At 38.0% G+C, this 21309-nt stretch carries 15 protein-coding genes; 7 read left to right on the forward strand and 8 right to left on the reverse strand.

Going from position 1 to position 21309, the window contains the following annotated elements; translation table 11 throughout:
• Positions 1-31: 31 nt before the first annotated feature.
• From G6053_RS30465 to G6053_RS30485, 5 genes are all read right to left on the reverse strand, one after another.
• Complete coding sequence (locus tag G6053_RS30465) at positions 32-784, reverse strand: C4-type zinc ribbon domain-containing protein (RefSeq protein ID WP_077436898.1); 753 nt, start codon at positions 782-784, stop codon at positions 32-34.
• Complete coding sequence (locus G6053_RS30470) at positions 784-1884, reverse strand: Nif3-like dinuclear metal center hexameric protein (RefSeq protein WP_108635429.1); 1101 nt, start codon at positions 1882-1884, stop codon at positions 784-786. The genes G6053_RS30465 and G6053_RS30470 overlap by 1 nt, the downstream gene beginning before the upstream one ends.
• Complete coding sequence (locus G6053_RS30475) at positions 1874-2359, reverse strand: hypothetical protein (protein ID WP_108635428.1); 486 nt, start codon at positions 2357-2359, stop codon at positions 1874-1876. The genes G6053_RS30470 and G6053_RS30475 overlap by 11 nt, the downstream gene beginning before the upstream one ends.
• Positions 2360-2378: 19 nt before the next feature.
• Positions 2379-3137 (reverse strand): alpha/beta hydrolase, encoded by a 759-nt coding sequence (locus G6053_RS30480; protein WP_108635427.1) that lies wholly within the window; start codon positions 3135-3137, stop codon positions 2379-2381.
• 218 nt (positions 3138-3355) lie between these two features.
• Positions 3356-4066, reverse strand: a complete 711-nt coding sequence (locus G6053_RS30485) for an SAM-dependent methyltransferase (protein ID WP_165309519.1) — start codon at positions 4064-4066, stop codon at positions 3356-3358.
• Between the two features lie 148 nt (positions 4067-4214).
• Here G6053_RS30485 and apaG point away from each other — a divergent pair, with 148 nt between their 5' ends.
• The 4 genes from apaG to G6053_RS30505 all read left to right on the forward strand — a co-directional run bounded on the left by apaG (position 4215) and on the right by G6053_RS30505 (position 10537).
• The gene (apaG, locus tag G6053_RS30490) at positions 4215-4601 is read left to right on the forward strand and encodes a Co2+/Mg2+ efflux protein ApaG (RefSeq protein ID WP_104384765.1); all 387 of its coding nucleotides are present in this window, start codon (positions 4215-4217) and stop codon (positions 4599-4601) included.
• A gap of 360 nt (positions 4602-4961) precedes the next feature.
• Positions 4962-6827 carry a ribosomal protection-like ABC-F family protein gene (gene abc-f, locus G6053_RS30495; protein WP_165309520.1) on the forward strand — a complete coding sequence of 622 codons (1866 nt, stop codon included), beginning with the start codon at positions 4962-4964 and terminating at the stop codon, positions 6825-6827.
• 93 nt (positions 6828-6920) lie between these two features.
• Positions 6921-8780, forward strand: a complete 1860-nt coding sequence (mnmG, locus tag G6053_RS30500; RefSeq protein ID WP_165309521.1) for a tRNA uridine-5-carboxymethylaminomethyl(34) synthesis enzyme MnmG — start codon at positions 6921-6923, stop codon at positions 8778-8780.
• Positions 8781-8938: 158 nt separating this feature from the next.
• Positions 8939-10537, forward strand: a complete 1599-nt coding sequence (locus G6053_RS30505; protein ID WP_241254890.1) for an Ig-like domain-containing protein — start codon at positions 8939-8941, stop codon at positions 10535-10537.
• 54 nt (positions 10538-10591) lie between these two features.
• Here G6053_RS30505 and G6053_RS30510 read toward each other — a convergent pair whose 3' ends face one another.
• Both G6053_RS30510 and nadB read right to left on the reverse strand, forming a co-directional pair.
• A complete protein-coding gene (locus G6053_RS30510) occupies positions 10592-11098 on the reverse strand; it encodes a gamma carbonic anhydrase family protein (protein WP_165309523.1) in 507 nt (168 codons plus the stop codon).
• Positions 11099-11103: 5 nt separating this feature from the next.
• Positions 11104-12696 carry an L-aspartate oxidase gene (gene nadB, locus G6053_RS30515; RefSeq protein WP_108635421.1) on the reverse strand — a complete coding sequence of 531 codons (1593 nt, stop codon included), beginning with the start codon at positions 12694-12696 and terminating at the stop codon, positions 11104-11106.
• Positions 12697-15552: 2856 nt separating this feature from the next.
• Between nadB and nadA the strand changes: the two genes are divergently transcribed.
• Both nadA and thiL read left to right on the forward strand, forming a co-directional pair.
• A complete protein-coding gene (gene nadA / locus G6053_RS30520) occupies positions 15553-16548 on the forward strand; it encodes a quinolinate synthase NadA (RefSeq protein WP_108635420.1) in 996 nt (331 codons plus the stop codon).
• Between the two features lie 155 nt (positions 16549-16703).
• The gene (gene thiL / locus G6053_RS30525) at positions 16704-17756 is read left to right on the forward strand and encodes a thiamine-phosphate kinase (RefSeq protein ID WP_165309524.1); all 1053 of its coding nucleotides are present in this window, start codon (positions 16704-16706) and stop codon (positions 17754-17756) included.
• 115 nt (positions 17757-17871) lie between these two features.
• On the opposite strand, the gene G6053_RS30530 is transcribed toward thiL, so the two are convergent.
• A complete protein-coding gene (locus G6053_RS30530; RefSeq protein ID WP_108635418.1) occupies positions 17872-18660 on the reverse strand; it encodes a segregation/condensation protein A in 789 nt (262 codons plus the stop codon).
• Positions 18661-18820: 160 nt separating this feature from the next.
• Between G6053_RS30530 and dxs the strand changes: the two genes are divergently transcribed.
• Positions 18821-20749, forward strand: coding sequence for a 1-deoxy-D-xylulose-5-phosphate synthase (dxs, locus tag G6053_RS30535; protein ID WP_165309525.1), 1929 nt, complete (start codon positions 18821-18823; stop codon positions 20747-20749).
• The last annotated feature ends 560 nt before the right edge of the window (positions 20750-21309 follow it).

Genomic DNA, 21309 nt, shown 5'->3' on the forward strand with positions numbered 1-21309 from the left:
TATGGGCAGGGCTTTATCCTTTTATTAACGATTAAAAACCGTATTCTTGCTCAATTTCCAATACGATACCTTCGTCTACCAAAACGCGACCGCAATGTTCGCAGATAATGATTTTTTTACGTTGACGAATCTCAGATTGCATCTGAGCAGGGATTTTATTGTGACATCCTGAACAGCTATCACGATCGATAGAAACGACCGCCAAACCATTTTTGAAAGAATTACGTAAACGGTAGTAAACTTTTACCAAACGCTCTTCGATATTCGCTTCCGCTTCTGCAGCTTTAGCCAATAAAGCATCTTCTTCCTTTTGAGTTTCTGAAGTAATTGTTTCTAATTCTTTCTTTTTACCCTCAAGTTCATTTTTGCTGTATTCCAGGTTACCTACAGTAGCATCGTAGTTCTCTGTTTTGTTACGAATCTCGAATTCTGCTTCTTTGATTCTCTTTTCACAAACCTGAATCTCAAGACCCTGGATTTCAATTTCTTTCGAAATAGCGTCGTACTCACGATTGTTTTTTACCTCATTTAACTGCGACTCATATTTTTTGATGGCAGCCTGGGCATCCTTAATCATGTTTTTACGCTTAACGATCGAATCTTCTAAATCGTCTAAGTCTGTTCTGATCTTCTCAATACGAGTCTCTAAACCCGCAATCTCATCTTCAAGATCTGCAACTTCCATAGGCAACTCACCACGAACCTGGCGAATTTTGTCTATTTTAGTATGTATGGCTTGCAAAAGCCATAGTGCTTTCAATTTTTGTTCTACGGTTTGTTCCATCAACTGTAGTATTTTATAGGATTTGTATCTATTTCTGTTGTTAAGGTTGCAAAGTTAGGAAATTTTTTCGTAATAATGTCGTACAATAATTCTTGCGTAAATTGTTCGCTCTCAAAATGTCCCGTATCCGCAATGACAATTTCACCCTCCGCATCAAAAAATTCATGGTATTTATAATCAGCCGTAACAAAAAAATCAGCTCCTGAGCGCTTTGCCGCCCCTAATAAGAAACCACCTGCACCACCGCAAACAGCAACCCTGCTAACCTTTTTCCCTAAAAGCGCGGTATGACGAATTACATTCAGTTTGAGATTCTCTTTCAGATAAGCCAAAAACTCCCGTTCATCCATAGGCTCCGCTAAGTTGCCGATCATTCCAGCTCCAATTGCTGTCGCGGTATTCTGCAAATCAAAAAGATCATAAGCGACCTCCTCATAGGGATGGGCCTCATAAAGTGCCAAAAGAAGTTTTCTTTCAATTGAACGGGTATAGATCACTTCAATCCGCGTTTCTTCAACACGTTCCTGTGTTCCAATTTCGCCGATCGTAGGTGCAGATCCGGCCAACGGCCTGAAACTTCCATAACCGGCCGTATTAAAACTGCATTGGTCATAATGCTTACCGATCTGGCCCGCTCCGGCTTCAAATAGGGCTGTCCTGACTTCTTCTACATGGCTCCTTGGCACAAATACAACCATCTTGCGCAGTACATTGGGTTTTGATTCCAATATCGCCTGATTAACTAAGCCCAGCTTATCCGCGATTTTTGAATTAACTCCGCCAATAACATTATCCAGATTGGTATGTATTGCATACAGGGCAATTTTGTTTTCTATAGCTTTTATGACAGTACGCTCAACATAATTCTTTCCGTTGAACTTTTTTAATCCTTTGAAAACAATGGGATGATGCGAAATAATTAAGTTGCACCCTTTTTCGATCGCTTCCTGTACAACTTCCTCCGTACAATCCAACGAAATTAACACTTTGGTAATCTCTTGATCTGCATGGCCGACAATAAGTCCGGCATTATCGTAAGATTCCTGCAAATCCAATGGAGCCAGCTGCTCCAGGTATTGAATAACTGCTTTAATTTTCATCGTTTATAATGACCTCCTTTTCTCGAAATTTATCATGTTCTTCCAAAATTCTACGATTTGCATTGATATTAAACCAATAGTTAGCCAATGTGACAAAGTGCATGATCACCAGCACACCTGAAATAGAAAATGGCAGGGGAATATTTGTAGCCAAATAGATCCATGCATATAACGATCCTTTCCGAAAGGTCGGATTCTCCTCAACAGCAATCTTGCGATCATAAAACTCATTGATGAGCGAATCCCGCAGACGGGAAGCAACCTGAAAATTCCAGTAAATATTGATCAATGGAATGGCGACCAACCAAGACTGACCGGGTGTCATCAATCTATTTTCCACCGCTATCAAGTTTAATGTCCGGCGAATTGTATTCGCAAATAACAACCAGATAATAATCCGTATAACGACCAGGGCTAAGGCTGCATACAGTACTTCGGGTTTACTTAATTCTTTTACTAATTCTTCTTGCGTCATTGAAATATCTTACTCTTATTTATTTTTCCTGTAATAACAAATCTACTAATTCTTTCAGCTTTTTTATTTGCGGATTGTGATCGCTGATCAATTCAACGGTTTTAAAATGACGCTGCTTTGCTTTTGCATAAAATGGATAAAAGTCATCTTTGTCCATTGCCTTATTATCTTCGTAAGTCAGGATGTAAGTTGCCGGAATTGTCTCCCGTTTCGGATTTCTTAAACTGATTTTATCAGTCATCGTTTTCAAAGGGTGGGGGACATCCCGCGGAAACTTGCCTTCGTCCTTTACCCAAAATGGAATAATAAATCCGTCCTTCTCAAGTTTTAAAAGACCATTGTCCCCATCAGGCTTTACCATCAAACTCAGGACGGACTCCTGATCATCCGGAAGGATGGCATCTAAATAGACCAACTTTTTTATCCGATCCGGAAGACTGTCTGCTACACCGGTTATTATCATTCCACCGTAGCTATGTCCAACCAATACAATATCCCGAAGATCTTCAAATAATATCGTATTGATAACATCGTTGATGTGGTTCTGTAAACCAATAGAAGTGTCCGCTAAATGATAACGTTCTCCCAGGCCCGTTAGTGTGGGGCGATAGATTTTATGTCCTTCTTTCTCCAATTCATTTGCTGTCTTTTTAAATTGCCAGGCACCGCCCCAGGCACCATGCACAATAACATAAGTAGTTTGCTGTGCATAAGTAGATTTTAAGCCTACAGCTAATGAAAAAAACAATATAAAATAACCTAATCTACTAAATATCATTGCATTATATTTACATCAAATAATCTTATCACTATTTCTAAATCTACTCAACAATTTGCTATGTTCCAACATGCATTTACCGTTTTGTTACCGAAAAAGGAAAACGTGAGTGCTCACTTATTAACTAAACCTCCCTTAATTACTGTTTAAATACCTATTTCATATAAAAATCGCCTTATCAGATCAAGCAGGGTAGGGGAGAACGCAACAAAAAAAAGTCAGACATACAATAAAAATATGGTTGGTTTTTTATGATAATCCACTTTTTGTTTTTTCCATTCCGCGATAGTCAGACTCCGTATAGATTCATCGGCTGAGGTCACATTGCAGGCTACACAGAGCTGAGTATTCGATTTGCAGGTTTTCAGAAGATCCTCCAGCAGGTGATTGTTACGGAAAGGTGTTTCGATAAAAATCTGGGTTTGCTTCTCACGCATGGATTGTAGCTCAAGATCTTTAATCTTCTTCGTACGTTCGTTTTTGTCAATGGGCAAATAACCTTGGAAAGCGAACTTCTGTCCACTAAATCCTGAAGCCATAAGTGCTAATAAGATGGAGCTGGGACCAACCAATGGCACCACTTTAATCCCGAGCTGATGCGCGCGGGCCACAACAGAAGCGCCCGGATCCGCTACTCCCGGACAGCCAGCCTCCGACATGAGGCCCACATTTTTACCTTGCTTCAAGCCCTCAAAAAAATCATTAATATTTCCTTTGTCCCGTGCATGTTTCCCATAATCATGTATTTTCAATTCACTTTGGGGTATTTTTAAACCTGCTAGCTTTAGAAACTTTCTTGCAGTCTTTTCATTTTCCACAATATATTCGTCCAATGTATTGATTGTTTCAACCAAATAGGGAGTAAAAGACTGGAATGCAGCATCATCGCTCAGAGGAACGGGAATTAAATATAATATACCATTTGCCATATACAAACCTACTAATTAACGATCATTTGATTGTAGTAATTTTATACTTAGCATAATTTAACCTTTAAAAATGATTAAGTTTGCAAATTTTAAACTCATTATTAGTATTTTAGCATAAGTATTTGTTGCAACAATAAACATCATCCAAATGATCACACAAATTACAGAAGGCGTAAAAATCTCGGTTGAAACCATCTATCAATCGGAGTATTCTAATCCCGACCGTGAACATTTTATGTTTGCTTATCACATTAGCATAGAAAATCTGAGTGATTACACGGTACAATTGCTAAGTCGTTACTGGAAAATTTTTGATGCAAAAGGCGACTATAGGGAAGTATCGGGCGAAGGCGTTGTAGGCGAGCAGCCTGTCATCGAACCGGGCCAGATACATCAGTATACTTCGGGATGTAATCTTAACAGTGAATTTGGTTTCATGGAAGGTCATTACAACATGATCCGTTCTTTGGATAATAGCAGTTTTCAGGTTGAAATACCACGCTTCAATCTGATTGCGGATTATGCATTGAATTAAATTTATCAAGGTAATATCATTATTGCCGATTTATCACACAACGAAGCTTTTTTCGCATCGAATAAGAAACTATTTCTTTATTTTTGCGTGCATTCTAAATCAACTGTTACTGAGACCATGCTGCGCGAAGGCAATTTACCCGTCATGCAGCGGTTAACATCGTATAGAAAGCCACCCAACAGATTTAATTAGTCAGCAATCAAAACAGATTATTGATTCAATATATAAATAATTGAAAATCAAAAAGATATATATAACTATTTGATTTTCAAAACATTAAAAACCATCAAGGGTAATGGATTCTTGAAGGGAATTTTATTGTATTAAAAATGACTAAAATTAATTTTTGGGTGATATAACGTGAGTATTTTAGCTACAGAACAAGTAAGCCATTCCTTCCACGATAGGTGGCTTTTTAGAGATTTACACTTCGGACTCCAAAAAGGAGAACGGGTGGCTTTGGTCGGAATAAATGGTACAGGCAAATCAACATTGCTTTCTATTTTAGCAGACCGTACCTTGCCAACATCAGGAAAAGTTGTCAAGGAAAAAGGTATAAAAATTGGTTTTCTCGAACAAGATCCTGATTTCACAGGATTAAAATCAATCAACGATTTTATATATAGTGCGGACAACGATCAGCAGCGTCTAATCAGGGAATATGAAGAACTTCTCGAAAGCAGTGATATCGACCAGAAAAAATTAGAAGATCTTACTGAAAAAATAAGTTCACTGAACGCCTGGGAATATGAGCATAATATCAAGACGATTTTAAATCGCCTAAACATTATGGACTTTCAACAGGATATAAAAAGTCTCTCCGGGGGCCAACGCAAAAGGCTGGCACTAGCCAAGCTTTTGATAGATGAACCAGACGTATATATCCTCGATGAACCAACCAACCACCTGGATATAGAGACCATTGAATGGTTAGAGAAGCTGCTTACCACCGGAAATAAAACGGTACTTTTGGTCACACACGACCGCTATTTTCTCGATAATATCTGTACGGAAATCCGGGAACTGGACAGGGGCAATCTATATATTTATAAAGGTAGCTATGCTTATTTTTTAGAGAAGAAGTCGGATCGCGAGACGATAGATGCAGTCATGGTCGAAAAGAGCAGAAATCTACTTCGTAAAGAGTTGGAATGGATGCGGCGCCAGCCTCAGGCTCGGGGTACCAAATCGAAATCCCGTATCGAAGCGTTTTACGATCTGGAGGAAAAGTCAAAATCAATAAAGGGAAACGACTCCGTTCAACTTAGTGTAAAAGTAAGTAGACAGGGATCTAAAATTCTTGAACTGGAACATGTATCCAAACATTATGGACCAAAAGAAATCATTACGGATTTTTCTTACACCTTCAAAAAAGGAGACCGCATAGGTCTGGCTGGAAAGAATGGAACAGGTAAATCGACCTTTCTAAATCTTATCACAAAAGAAGAAACCCCAGATGCCGGAACCATAGCAGTAGGAGAGACCACCGTATATGGATACTATAAACAAGGGGGACTCGAAGTAAACGAAAATGACCGCGTACTTGATGTTGTAAAAAATATTGCGGACTATATTGAGATGGCAAACGGAGAAGTAATTACGGCATCTCAATTACTCACGCACTTTTTATTTCCTCCGGAGAAGCAGTTTGGCTTTGTCAACAAACTTAGCGGCGGGGAGCGAAAACGTCTCCAGCTGATGCGGGTATTAATGAAGAATCCAAATTTCCTTATACTGGATGAGCCTTCCAATGATTTGGACATCGATACCCTAAATGTACTAGAAGAGTTTCTCGACAACTACAGGGGCGTGCTGATATTGGTATCCCATGACAGGTATCTATTGGATAAGTTGACTGACCAACTTTTCATATTTGAAGGGACAGGCAAGATCCGTATCTATAATGGAAACTATGCCGACTTTAAAATAGAACAAGACGAGCTTCAAAAACTAGAAAAGGAAAAGCAAAAAAAGAACATTCAGGAAATAGCGAAACCTCAGATAAAAGAAGAAAAGAAAAAGCTTTCTTATAAGGAGCAACTCGAATACAATAAACTCGAATCAGAAATAGAAAGCCTCGAACTACAGGTGAAAGCCAAGACTGAGGAACTAAACCAACTGACAGATCATACCAAACTTTCAACACTGGCAGAAGAGATAAAAACAATGCAAGAACAAATAGATCAAAAGTCCGAGCGCTGGTTATATCTGGCCGATTTTATGTAAAATTTTTCATTGGGTTTCACGTGGAACCTAAAGAAAAGAGTAAATTTGTAGACAAATAAAAAGCCACGTTTCACGTGGAACAAGGATATAAAAATGTTTAAAAAATATAATGTAATTGTAGTAGGTGCCGGACATGCCGGATGTGAAGCAGCAGCAGCAGCAGCCAATCTCGGTTCTTCCACTTTACTTATTACTATGAATATGGGTGTGATAGCTCAGATGAGTTGCAACCCAGCTATAGGTGGTGTAGCCAAAGGACAAATCGTAAGAGAGATAGATGCAATGGGTGGATACACCGGAATCATTGCAGACAAATCAACGATTCAATTCCGCATGCTTAACCTTTCAAAAGGTCCTGCAATGTGGAGCCCACGTACACAAAATGACCGTATGCGATTTGCGGAAGAGTGGAGATTACAATTAGAATCTTTACCTAACCTCGATATGTGGCAAGACACCGTAAAAGAGGTCATCGTTAAAAACGGAAGAGCATGCGGCGTAATCACTTCCATGGGAATAGAAATTGAATCGGATGCTGTTGTCCTAACAAATGGAACATTCCTAAACGGTGTGATCCACATCGGTGATAAAAAATTTGGCGGCGGTAGGACAGGAGAGAAGGCTGCTACAGGATTAACCGAACAGCTCGTTTCCCTAGGCTTCGAATCGGGCAGAATGAAAACCGGTACTCCACCGAGAATTGATGGTCGCAGTCTCAACTATGCGCTCATGGAAGAACAATGGGGCGATGAAAAGAAGGGACGTTTCTCCTATACAGATGTAGAGATGCCCACCGAACAACGCTGTTGCTGGATTACATATACCAACGACAAGGTACATGAAATGCTCCGCACCGGCTTTGAAAAATCACCCATGTTTACCGGACGGATCAAAGGGTTAGGACCACGCTATTGTCCATCCATAGAAGACAAAATCAATCGCTTTGCGGAGCGTGAGCGACATCAGATTTTTGTGGAACCGGAAGGATTCAAAACCGTGGAAATATATGTAAATGGTTTCTCGACTTCGCTTCCCGAAGATGTACAGTTAAAAGCTCTTCAACTCATTCCGGGTTTTGAAAATGCCAAGATGTACCGTCCGGGATATGCAATAGAATACGATTACTTTCCACCGATGCAGCTTGACCTAACATTGGAAACTCAATTGGTGAAACACCTTTTCTTCGCCGGACAGATCAACGGAACCACAGGGTACGAAGAAGCAGCAGCACAAGGTTTCCTTGCAGGTATAAATGCACATCAACGTATCAATGACGATAAAGAACTTATTCTAAAAAGATCAGAGTCCTATATCGGTGTACTGGTGGATGACCTTGTCACAAAAGGAACCGAAGAACCCTACCGTATGTTTACTTCGAGAGCAGAGCACCGGCTCTTATTACGTCAGGATAATGCCGATATCCGCCTTACACCATTAGCTTACAAACTGGGATTGGTGAGTGAAGAAAGACTAAAGAAGGTAGAGGCTAAAATAGAAAATTCGAATAACATCATTGAATACCTCAAGCAGAATTCAACCGATCTCGAGAAGATGAATGCCGTAATGGCCGAAGTGGGTTCAAGTGCACTTGCACAAAAAACTCGTTTAAGTAACGTACTTGCCCGACCGCAGGTTAATATACAGGACATCGTCAAAGGGGACGAAGGCTTTGCTCAATACGTTTCTCAATTCGACAACGAAACCATAGAGCAGGCTGAAATTAATCTCAAGTACGAAAGCTATTTCGAAAAGGAAATCGAGATCGTCAACCGCATGAAGAAGATGGAAGATAGAGAAATTAATCCTGATTTCGATTATAGTTTGTTAACTTCACTGTCCATAGAAGCCAGGCAGAAATTAGCGAAAGTAAAACCCAGAACATTGGGGCAGGCTTCGCGCATTTCGGGCGTATCCCCGTCAGATATCAGCGTTTTGATGGTACATATGAGTTAATTAATTGATTATCAGGTAATTATAAATAAAAATAAACAAGCTTAAAATAAGCGATTTAAGACAAGATTCTATTTTTTATGACAACTTCCTTAAAAAATAATAAAAGTAGTTCAGAGAGGCTAAAAAGTAGCTTAAAAACGAGATTACTTATTTTAAGCATGTTTATAATGCTCATTGGCTTGTCAATACAATGTGCGAGTATACAACAGCCGACAGGGGGGCCCAAAGATTCCATTCCACCAAAAATTCTACAGGAAAGTCCTACGAACTTTTCGAAGAATTTTACGGAGAAAAAAATAGTCATCACATTTGATGAGTATGTCAAGTTGGCCAATCAGCAAAAGGAATTCAGTATCACACCTGATATGGGAAGTACCCCCCAGTTCAAAATCAAGAAAAAAAATCTGGAAATCACCTTACCTGATTCCCTGGAAAAAAATACAACCTATAGCATTTATTTTGGTAAAGGACTGGTAGATTATAATGCAGGAAATGCATTGGTAAATTATGCTTATGTATTTGCAACGGGTGATAAAATTGACTCGCTCAGTATATCGGGCAATGTAAAGAGTGCAATGACCAAAGAAGTCCTGAAAGAGGTTAAAGTTCTTCTAATCCCCATCAGTCAAGATTCAATTTTCGGAAAAAAGAAAGCGAATATTTTTACAACAACGGATACTGCCGGAAATTATAAACTCAATAATCTCCGCGAAGGAACATATCGTATCTATGCGCTCCAGGAAAAGAACAATGACCGAATCTATAATGCACCTGATGAAGAAATAGGTTTTCTAAAAGATTCCATCGTATTGGAGCGAGATCTTAGCAATATCAATCTCGAAATATTTAAAGCAATTCCAAAGAAATTCCGCACCCAGGAAAAGAAGTTTGAAAAAAATGGTAGTGTACTGCTCATTTTCAATAGAAGAGTGGATAAACCCAAACTGAATATTCTGAATGATGAAGTCAACAACAAGGATAAAATAGTGCGGTTCTCGAAGAGCTCTGATTCCGCGACCTTGTTTCTGCCAAACCTAAAAATAGACTCTTTAAAACTCGTTCTAACGGAAAATGAAAAACCTTTGGATACCATTCTCGTCAGAAGGGGAAACGTAAAAATTGAACAGGTCATTGATCCGCAATTTACACCAAATAATGGAAAAGTGGACAGAATCAATCACCTTCAGGTATCAGCCTTTACACCGATAAAAAATATAGATAAGGCAAAGCTAAAATTCAAAGAAGACTCGCTTGTAAGAACAAATTATCAATTGGCAGTGGATACAAATGATTCCAATATTTACCATATCCGTTATAATTGGAAAAAGGATAAAAAATATCAAATAGAATTTACCGAAGGTGCCATAACAGGATATTTCGGGGAACAAAATAAAGAGAAAAAATTCGATCTGACATACGACGATAGCGAAAACTATGGGGATCTAACATTTGATTTCACCGATCTGGATAGCAACACAACCTACCTTGTCGAACTGATCAATGAGAAAAAAGATAAAATATATAGAGTTGATAAAATCAACAGCAATAATGCTTCAGTAGTTTATAAACAATTTCCAGGGGGAAAATATACCATACGTGTCATTCGGGATGACAATGACAACGGCATATGGGATACCGGAGATGTTGAAAAGAAGACTTTTCCAGAACCCGTTGTTTATTTAAACAAGGTTTTCACGATACGTGCAAACTGGGAACAAAAAGATAGCTTTTCAATAAGTGCCCTCAAAAAGGAATAAAGTCAAGGTCACGGCCAAAAATAAAGGCAAAATTGTATTGCTAATACGTTTAAGCTAAAACCAGGAACTATATAATACGTAGTTGTGCGGCAACTGCTGCAAAAGCGCTTTCTGCTCTTCAGTCAGCGCTTTTACCTTTTTAGCCGGAACGCCGGCATATAAAAAACCGGACTCGCAACGCGTATTCTCCAAAACAACAGCCCCCGCTGCAATAATTACATTGGATTCCACCACTGCATTATCCATGACGATAGCGCCCATTCCGATCAACACGTAATCCTCCACGATACATCCGTGCACCATTGCCTGATGCCCGATATTCACATAATTACCAATGGTAGTCCCGCACTTTTGATAAGTACAGTGAATAACAGCGCCATCCTGGATATTCGTATAATGGCCTATACGAATATAATTAACGTCTCCGCGGATCACTGCATTGAACCATACCGAGCAATGGTGCCCAATCTCCACATCGCCAACAATAGTCGAATTGGGTGCTAAAAAGCATTCTTCTGCGATCAATGGAGACTTGTCCACAACGGGTAAAATAAGTGCCATATGTCCTAAAATATTGTGTCTTGTAATACAGTTGAGTGTTGTGGATAATCCGTCGTATAATGCAGGCCCCTACTCTCTTTCCGCAGCATAGCCGATTTGGTTACAATATAAGCTACCTGGATCACATTACGCAGTTCACAAAGCTTCACAGAGAGCCTCGTGTTACGATAAAAGTCCTCCGTTTCCGCATATAATAAATGTAAACGCTTTAGGGCTCTTTCCAATCTAAAATCTGACCGGACAATACCTACGTAGTCACTCATAATTTTCTGACATTCGCGCAAGTTATGGCTAACCAAAATGTCCTCATTAGAAAGTGAAGTCTTGGAGTCATCCCAATCCGGGACATTAGTAACATAATGTATGGATTCAATCGCTTTGGTCGCATCCAAAAAGATGCGATGCGCATATACAAGGGCTTCCAGCAAAGAATTCGAAGCTAAACGATTTGCCCCATGTAGTCCGGTTGACGAACACTCCCCACAAGCGTACAGGTTGCGTATACTGCTTCTTCCGAAATCATCCACATAAATTCCCCCGCATAAATAATGTGCTGCCGGAGTGACCGGTATAAAGTCTGTCGCCATATCCAATCCGATGGAAAGACACTTCTCATAAATATTTGGAAAATGCTTAATGATATCCTCCTTATCCCTATGGGTAATATCCAAATACACATAATCTATACCCGATTTTTTCATCTCGGCATCTATAGCGCGTGCCACAATATCCCTGGGAGCCAATGATGCCCGCTCGTCATATTCCTCCATAAAAGACTCACCATCCACCCGTCTAAGAATCCCTCCGAAACCGCGAACGGCTTCAGACACCAAAAATGCCGGAGAATCCTTAGGATTATATAATGAAGTGGGATGAAACTGCATAAATTCCATATTGCGCACCTTGCCCTTAGCCCGGTAAACCATGGCTATACCGTCACCGGTAGCAATAGTCGGGTTAGTTGTACTCGAGTACACGTGACCAGCTCCACCGGAAGCCATGACAGTCACCCTACTTAAAATTTTGTCCACGAGGTGGGATGAAGTATTGAAAGCATAGATACCATAACAGGTAATATCCTCCCTATTCTTATCCACATATTCCCCCATATGATGTTGGGTAATCAGATCAATGGCAAAATAATGTGTGACAATTTCAATATTGGGATCGCTGTGAGCCTGTTCCAACAATGCTCTTTCTATTTCGTAACCTGTTATATCCTTATAATGAAGAATACGGTGAGCCGAATGCCCGCCCTCTTTAGCCAGGTCATATACCCCCGATTCTTCCTTGTCAAATGAGGTTCCGTAGGAAATAAGTTCAGCAATTCGATCCGGTGCTTCCCTAACGACGTTTTCCACAATTTCCACATCACATAATCCATCCCCAGCTATCTGAGTATCAATGATATGCTTTTCGAAGCTATCAGACTTATCCACAACGGCAGCCACTCCCCCCTGCGCATATTTTGTATTAGACTCATCCTCATTGGACTTCGTGACTATCAACACTTTACCAAATTTTGAAGCCTTTAACGCAAAGCTCAATCCGGCAATACCTGATCCAATGACCAAAAAATCTACCTTTCTATCTGCCATATATTTTAAATTCACAAACTATCCCCAAAAGTGATGGTTGAAATTAACGAAAAATGTGGAAAACGTGTAAATAAAAGGTTAAATAAAAATGAAAAGTATTTAACATTCCACAGATCCCCTATTCACAGCACGAATTCCAATTATTTTTCCGCATAAAATTTGATAGATTTCCACATTTTCTCGACAGCGACTATTCAACAAAAAATTATGGAAAATTAAAAACGTCAAAAATTAGATTTTTAAAAATCAGCTCTTTAAAGCAAAAATTCTGTTGAAAAATTGTTGAAAACTCTATAAAAACCGCAAATCAAAATCGATTCAGATCAATTTATACCACTTTTCCACACCCTAATAAACAATAAGAGAATCTTTAATTTAAAATATTAGTATTTATTGAAAAAAAAGATTGTGGAATACGTTCGAGAATCTTTGTTTAGCTTTGTCAACATCGAATCAAACCTATTTAGGTTACGATATTTGGAAAGGGATAAACTCCCCTTTTGAAATATTCAATTCTAAACGGCTTTATTTTCGATAACTAGATTCTTGAGGTATTTTAGACCTTTTTAGAATGGAATATTTTTTTTAAAACTTTTTAAACAACTTTTTATGGAATTATAAAAGGGTTTGTATCGGCATTTTTATGTCTTTAAGCCCAGAAATTGGTTTTTGAGCCGTTTAGACTAAATTATTTAGACTTTGGTAGCTTTATTTTAATTTTATCAAAGTCTGAAAGGCTTTGAAATTTTCGAGATTGAAAAAAATATGCATTTTGAGCCGTTTAGGTTTGGATATTCAATTTTTTTATAAAAAAAATTGAATATATGCTGTGCAGAGAGCGTTTTCGATGAATTTTTATGGAATATTTAAATTTGAATTTTATCGATATGCTGTTTTCGTTTTTCTAAAGCGATTTAGATTTGCATATTAGATTTTTTTATAAATTTTTAAGATTTTATGGTATTTTAAGTGACTTTGGATCAATCGGAATTAATTTTTACCAGTGGAGATTTCAAAATGTGTATTTATGGGCATAAAATCTGGCAAATCTGTTCGGAGATCAGCTTATAGTCGATTTCTTTGCAATATTTGAAATTTTGTAGGATTTTTCGGCAATTATGCAATTTCTGGAGGGTTTGTTATCAATTTTAATACAATTAAACTCAATTAGAATTGAATATTTTTTCTGAAAATGCCGTTTTGATTGATTATTGGATTTTAAGCGGCTTGATAAAAGATTTTGCAATAAATCTTTGAATCGCCTCCATTAGCAAATGCCAAATGGATCAAATTTGTGGAGATTATTTTTAAAAAATTATTGTGGAATGAAGATTCTTACTATATTTGCGACCCCAGTATCGATTGGGAGCTTAAAAAAAATATAATTTAGTCTTTTAGATTTTGATAATTACCATTATCAGCTATAATAAATTTTTTAGAGGAATGTCAAAGGGTTTATTTTAAAAATAAAGTCCTCCTGATTGCGATAGATTTTTATTTTAAATGCTCTATCAAATTTAATGGATTGTAAAGCCCTATTTTTGCTGTTTAAAATAAATATTAATAATTTTTATAAACTTATTGTAATTTTATTAATTTATAAATTAATAAAATAAAATTTAAGCTGTACTATTCTCTATTCATGTAGGATATCACTAGCATTGCCTAGTTGAGATTTTTTTCAACTTATTCATTCAAAACCTATTGAACCGAAAAATAATGTGTTTAAAGCTCTTCATACAAGCTGGTTTAGATTTTCATAAAATTTTATTCAGCCAATAACAGCGCAAATATCGCATTCTAATGGGCGTTAACTTTGCTTCTTATGATTTCATGGATAAAATAAACCCCGCCAGTTTGCGCTATAATTTTTTATTTTCAATTTTTACAGAATAATCGTATCCTAAACGACTTTGAAGTACGAAAGCACCGAATAAACTGTTAAACTAATCTTCGCTATTCAAAGCTGCTCGAAACTATCCTAGCCCAGATAGCTGTCTTTGCCTGGCTACCGCGAATAATTTCGCTTTTAATATGTTAAAGTATGTGTCGTGCTGTTTTTCAATTTGAGGCCTCTCACAATCAATTGTACGATATGATACTATAATTTATTGAAAATATCCGATTCTCATGGACTTTAATTGAGATCTGATAATTGAAAAATTAAACCTAATGTATTTCCTTCCAATTTTATGGACTCAAATTGTAAATTTTATCGAAATAAAGTCTTTTAGGTTTTCTTAAAAGCATCCCATTAGGCTATTGTATGTAAATATTCAATTCTGAGCGAGTTTATAACGGAAGCAGCCATAATGCTGTTGCAGCTCATTGGTTGTCGTTAGATATGCTATGGTAATATGTGCTGTTACCCGTTTGAAACAGTAACAGCACCTTTCCTATTAAAGCCTTTGAGCTTTTCATATATTTTTTCTTTCTTTTTCTCGTGGCAAATTTTAAATTCTGGCGGGCACAAAACGATAACAGCATGTGAAATGTTAATAAATAAAGCTTCCGTTTGTGCTATATTTTTGCTTGTTTTGTATCATGCCTAAGAACGTTCAATAGGCGGAAAATGGAGAGAAAGTCATTTTCTATGTGGGAAAGATTTTGGTGCAAGCCCGCTGAGCTTTTTATATAGGGTATATTGCCCGGCAGTTTTCTGAATATCCGACTCTAAAAGGGTTTAAATTGGGTGATATCTTTGTATATTTATTTTAATGATAATAATTTAATTAAAAATTTACAATATCTTCCTACTATTGCTCAGCTACATATTTGATTAATTTGCTTTTTATTGACTTTTATATATGTAACAATGCGTATTTTTGCTGTTCATAAACTGTTGAAAGTACCCGCATGGAAATTGTAAATTATGAGCTTCAGGCAAAAGGATATAACGATGCTCCGATTGACCCCTCATTGGATTTGGTAGCTGAAATCCAACGATTGAAGAAAGAAAAGAATGCTGTAATTTTGGCACATTACTACCAGGAATCTGAAATTCAAGATATTGCAGACTATATTGGAGATAGTTTAGGCTTGTCCCAGGAAGCTGCAAAGACAGATGCCGATTTAATTGTTTTTGCCGGAGTACATTTTATGGCGGAGACAGCGAAGATACTTTCGCCCACAAAGAAGGTGATCTTGCCGGATGCTAAAGCTGGTTGTTCGTTGTCGGATTCATGTCCACCACACTTGTTTGCTAAATTTAAGGAACAGTATCCAGACCATTTGGTCATTACCTATGTCAATTGTACTGCCGAATTAAAGGCACTTTCGGATATTGTATGTACGTCGAGTAATGCAGTCCAAATTGTGGAGAGTCTCCCGAAAGATCAGAAGATCATTTTTGGACCCGATCGTAATCTTGGAGCTTATGTAAAGAAAAAAACAGGCCGTGATCTCGTGTTATGGAACGGTGCTTGTATGGTCCATGAAATTTTTTCTCAAGATAAAATTGATCGCCTGAAGAGTGAATATCCTGAAGCTAAGTTTATTGCCCATCCTGAATGTGAAGACCATATTTTGGCTAAAGCGGATTATGTGGGTTCCACATCGGGGATGCTTAAGTTTACGCAAACAGATAATGCGCAGGTTTATATTGTAGCCACAGAATCTGGAATTCTTTATCAGATGCAGAAAGCAAGCCCAGGGAAGACTTTTATTCCTGCACCACCAAACAATGCCTGTGCATGTAATGATTGCCCTCACATGAAGCTTAATACGCTTGAGAAGCTTTATAATTGTTTGAAATATGAATCGCCTGAAATTTTACTTCCTGAAGACGTCATACTTCGCGCACAACGGCCTATTGAGCGTATGTTGGAGATATCAGCAAGTTTGGGATTGTAATAAATTGTATAATTTTTGATGATAATCGATATGATAACAGGTTGGTTTTCATATCGATTATTATTTTTATAGTGCTATTAACGGAGCTAAACCATAGCGGTATGAGATACCTGTTTGAGCATTATATGATAGTTTAAAATTTTAAATTTTTTAACATGTTTGATTTTGATAATACTGAACGCACCAATTTGGAGGAAATGGGGGAGTTCGGTTTAATTGACTATATCAGTAAAGCAGTGGAGCTGACCGAAAAATCTACCATTAAGGGAATTGGTGATGACGCAGCGGTATTGGATTTTGAAGGAAAGAAAACCTTGATTTCTACCGATTTGCTTTTGGAAGGTATTCATTTTGATCTGCGGTATGTCCCTTTAAAGCATTTGGGATATAAGGCCGTACAGGTCAATTTGAGCGATATCTATGCGATGAACGGAATAGCTTCACAGATTACGTTTTCTATCGGGTTATCTTCCAAATTTCCACTGGAAGCCGTAGAAGAGATCTATCAGGGAGCCTTGATCGCCTGTAAGAAGTATAACGTCGATTTGGTTGGGGGGGACACTTCGGCTTCGGCCCAAGGTCTTGTTCTATCCGTTACGAGTATTGGTTATGCCGACGCGGATAAGATTGTCTATCGCAACGGTGCGAAGGAAGGCGACTTATTGTGTGTATCCGGCGATTTGGGAGCAGCATATATGGGACTGCAACTATTGGAAAGAGAAAAAGATATTTATTTGGAAAACCCCAATGTGCAGCCGGATCTGGAGGGTAAAGACTATATTGTTGAACGTCAGTTAAAACCGGAAGCACGAAAGGATATTGTGGAGTTATTTGCAAAATTAGATATCCTACCTACGTCAATGATGGATATTTCTGATGGCTTGGCTTCCGAAATACTTCACATCTGTCGACAATCTGATAAAGGTTGTAGATTGTATGAAGAAAAAATTCCATTGGACCAGATGACCTACGATACCGGACGTGAATTCGGTATTGACCCGACGGTAGCAGCATTAAATGGGGGTGAGGATTATGAACTGCTGTTTACAATAGCACAGGCAGATCACGATAAGATCAAGAATTTGCCCGATATCAGTATTATAGGCTACATGACGGCTGCATCAGAAGGCTGTGAAATGATTTCTAAATCCGGAAATCTTTATCCAATTACGGCGCAGGGCTGGAATGCTTTCAAAAAGAAGGATTAAATTAAGATAGCTAAAGAGAACAGCAAGTTTTCAATGAATGAATATGGAAGAAGTTAGATATTGAAATATTCAGACGATAATAAAAAAGGTTGTCCAGCTTGGCGGACAACCTTTTTTATTGTTCTAATTCTTCTTCGAGTACCAGATCCTCCTGTTTCGGATCCCGCTCTTCGACATTAAAATTGTTGTAGCCTAATCCTACTTCAATCTGTAGAAGACGCTGTTGGAGCATTTCTAAAATTGCCAGGAAATTATAGACAAATTGAACCTTATTTTCGGAGTTTTTCAATAGTTCCTGAAAATCTAATTTCTTATTAATTTCGATAAGTTCAGCTATCGCTTTTTTCTGTTGTTCAATCGTATAGGGATACTTCACAACAGTATGTGTTACCTCGGGTGGCCTATTGCGAAATTGATACATCATTTGTTCATAGATCATCATCAAGCCGTATAGATCAAAGCTATCCAGGTTTTCACCTGTAGCATCCAATTGAAGTTGTTGGCGTATATCATAATGGATATTGCCTCTGCTATACAACTGCAGACGGTTTTCTTCCATCACCCGGAGGCCTTCGCAGACCTCTTTGAACTGCTTATAGAGAATAAGTTTCTGAACGAGGTCTTCTCTCAGATCTATTTCGTTTTCATTTTCATCCAGATCCGGTCTCGGCAGTAGCATCTTTGCTTTTATACGCATCAATGTAGAGGCTACAAAAATAAACTCGCTGGCCATCTCCATATTGAGTGCCTGCATCTGACTTACGTAAGACAAAAAATCATCGGTAATTTTCGAAATAGGGATATCATGAATGTTCAGTTCGTCCCGCTCGATAAAAAATAGTAATAAATCAAAAGGTCCCTCAAATTGAGGAAGCTTGATTTCGTAACCTTCTTCTACTTGCATATCTTATACAAATTTACATAATAAAATCTGTTGCAATTGTTCATATGAAAACTATTGCTGTTTTTATTTGTTGTAGCTCAATATGGAAATGCGATTTATTTTAAAGATTAAATAAAATTGTCGTTACTTTGTGTAAACATTTAATGTAAATAGCAGTACTATGCAATTTGAGGCTGGAGAACTATTAAGTAAAATAAACGATCCCTCTGATCTTAAAAAGCTAAAGGAAGACCAATTAGAACAACTAAGCCAGGAATTACGTCAATTTATTATTGATCAGGTTTCGGTGAATGGTGGTCACTTTGCAGCAAGTTTGGGAGTCGTTGAGTTAACGGTGGCGTTACATTACGTAATGAATACACCCTATGATCAATTGATATGGGATGTAGGCCATCAGGCTTATGGTCATAAAATTCTGACTGGACGTCGCGAGGTATTTCATACGAATCGTATTGAAAATGGAATTTCGGGTTTTCCGAACCGTTTTGAATCAGAATATGACGCATTTGGGGTAGGCCATTCTTCTACCTCAATTTCAGCAGCTTTGGGTATGGCTGTTGCTTCCCAAATAAAGGGAGAAAAAGATCGTCAGCATATTGCGGTTATTGGAGATGGTGCTTTGACAGGTGGAATGTCTTTTGAAGCATTGAACCATGCTGGTATCTCCAAATCTAACCTATTGGTGATTCTGAATGACAATTGTATGTCGATAGATCCTAATGTCGGCGCGCTGAAAGAATATTTGACAAGCATTACGACATCAAAACGATACAATAGATTCAGGGATGATATCGCTGCTGTGCTGACAAAAATTTCTGAAGTAGGACCAAATGCACTCGGTATTGCTAAAAAACTGGAGAAAAGTATCAAAGGGACTTTATTAAAGAATGCTAATCTTTTTGAGTCATTGAACTTTAGATATTTTGGTCCGGTGGACGGACATGACGTAAAGAAATTAGCCAAAACGCTTGAAGATCTTAAACATATACCCGGTCCAAAATTGCTGCATGTTGTAACAATTAAGGGAAAAGGATTCGCGCTTGCCGAAAAGGATCAGACGAAATGGCATGCGCCGGGCTTATTTGATAAAATTACCGGAGAGATAAAAAAATCTTCCAGTGAAAAACCGGTAGCACCAAAATACCAGGATGTCTTTGGACATACGATGGTTGAGCTTGCTGAAGCTAACAAAAAAATTGTTGGTATCACACCAGCGATGCCTTCAGGCTCTTCAATGAATATCATGATGAACGCAATGCCTGACCGGGCCTTTGATGTCGGTATTGCGGAGCAACATGCCGTCACATTTAGTGCCGGTCTGGCGACACAGGGGCTATTACCTTTTTGTAATATTTATTCGTCATTTATGCAACGTGCCTATGATCAGGTTATCCATGACGTCGCGCTACAAAATTTGAATGTTGTTTTTTGTCTGGATCGTGCGGGGGTAGTTGGAGCGGACGGAGCCACACATCACGGAGCTTATGATATCGCATTTATGCGTTGTGTCCCCAATATGACCGTTTCTGCTCCGATGAACGAGGAAGAGCTCAGAAACTTGATGTATACCGCCCAATTGCCTAATAAGGGGCCTTTCGTCATTCGTTATCCAAGAGGAAATGGCGTAATGCCCGATTGGCGCCGTCCATTTACGGAAATAGAAATCGGGAAGGGGCGTTTGATTACCGAAGGTGAAGAACTTGCTATTCTAAGCTTCGGCGCTATCGGTAATGAAGCCGTCAAAGCCGTACAGCAATTGAATGAATTGGGAATACATCCTGCACATTATGATCTGCGATTTGCCAAGCCTTTGGATGAAGTCCTATTGCATCAGGTCTTTAAAAAATTTAAAAAGATAATCACAGTTGAAGATGGCTGTCTACAAGGTGGTATAGGTTCTGCTGTATTGGAATTTATGGCAGACCATGGCTACAACAGTCAGATTGTACGATTAGGTATTCCTGACCGAATTGTAGAGCATGCCGAGCAGAGTGCCCAATGGCGAAATTCTCATTACGATGCAGCTGCAATTGTGCAGGAGGGAAAGAAAATGTGTGATGGAAAATTTACCCATACGATGGTTGGATAGATAGGACTACTTATATTATATCATAAAAAAAGGAAATTCTTTAAACGGGTTTCCTTTTTTTTATGATATAAAACCAAGTCCTTTTTTAAAATTTTCCTGTCGGCTATGTTACAAAATGATTTTCCGATCGCTTGTTGATATGAGATTTTTTTATTTTCCAATGGCTCCAGAATTGGTTAGAAAGATATGGAGTAATGTTGTTAAGTAGACTTTAAATTCTTATAAATTTAATATTAAAAATATATGAACTAAAGGTTGTATTTCGCTTTTATTTTGGTTAATTTAGTTCTAGACCTTTAAGACTGATCTGTAGTATGTTTACTACTTTTTTTGTTCTTTTTTTTGAAATAAATTTGGAATGTTAATAATTATTTTTAGAGATCAATTTTAGCGCAAGTTTTCCACAATTTTACAAGGTAAATAACTGATATATAGGTTTTTATTAATTATTTTATATTTTAGTTTTTTAGCTGATTTTTTTTTGTCATCTTCGTTCTCAGAGAAAGTTATCAACATATTTTTTGTCGCGTATTGTAAATCAACTTATTAACAATTTTAGA

The organism is Sphingobacterium sp. DR205 (assembly GCF_011064245.1).
Lineage (GTDB): Bacteria > Bacteroidota > Bacteroidia > Sphingobacteriales > Sphingobacteriaceae > Sphingobacterium > Sphingobacterium athyrii.

Bases quoted from the DNA above. Each gene is read 5' to 3' on its own strand.
- G6053_RS30480 (WP_108635427.1), bottom strand. From the start codon at position 3,137: ATGATATTTAGTAGATTAGGTTATTTTATATTGTTTTTTTCATTAGCT.
- G6053_RS30505 (WP_241254890.1), top strand. From the start codon at position 8,939: ATGTTTATAATGCTCATTGGCTTGTCAATACAATGTGCGAGTATACAA.
- dxs (WP_165309525.1), top strand. From the start codon at position 18,821: ATGCAATTTGAGGCTGGAGAACTATTAAGTAAAATAAACGATCCCTCT.
- G6053_RS30470 (WP_108635429.1), bottom strand. From the start codon at position 1,884: ATGAAAATTAAAGCAGTTATTCAATACCTGGAGCAGCTGGCTCCATTG.
- nadA (WP_108635420.1), top strand. From the start codon at position 15,553: ATGGAAATTGTAAATTATGAGCTTCAGGCAAAAGGATATAACGATGCT.
- G6053_RS30530 (WP_108635418.1), bottom strand. From the start codon at position 18,660: ATGCAAGTAGAAGAAGGTTACGAAATCAAGCTTCCTCAATTTGAGGGA.
- thiL (WP_165309524.1), top strand. From the start codon at position 16,704: ATGTTTGATTTTGATAATACTGAACGCACCAATTTGGAGGAAATGGGG.
- G6053_RS30485 (WP_165309519.1), bottom strand. From the start codon at position 4,066: ATGGCAAATGGTATATTATATTTAATTCCCGTTCCTCTGAGCGATGAT.
- G6053_RS30475 (WP_108635428.1), bottom strand. From the start codon at position 2,359: ATGACGCAAGAAGAATTAGTAAAAGAATTAAGTAAACCCGAAGTACTG.
- G6053_RS30465 (WP_077436898.1), bottom strand. From the start codon at position 784: ATGGAACAAACCGTAGAACAAAAATTGAAAGCACTATGGCTTTTGCAA.
- G6053_RS30510 (WP_165309523.1), bottom strand. From the start codon at position 11,098: ATGGCACTTATTTTACCCGTTGTGGACAAGTCTCCATTGATCGCAGAA.
- nadB (WP_108635421.1), bottom strand. From the start codon at position 12,696: ATGGCAGATAGAAAGGTAGATTTTTTGGTCATTGGATCAGGTATTGCC.
- mnmG (WP_165309521.1), top strand. From the start codon at position 6,921: ATGTTTAAAAAATATAATGTAATTGTAGTAGGTGCCGGACATGCCGGA.
- apaG (WP_104384765.1), top strand. From the start codon at position 4,215: ATGATCACACAAATTACAGAAGGCGTAAAAATCTCGGTTGAAACCATC.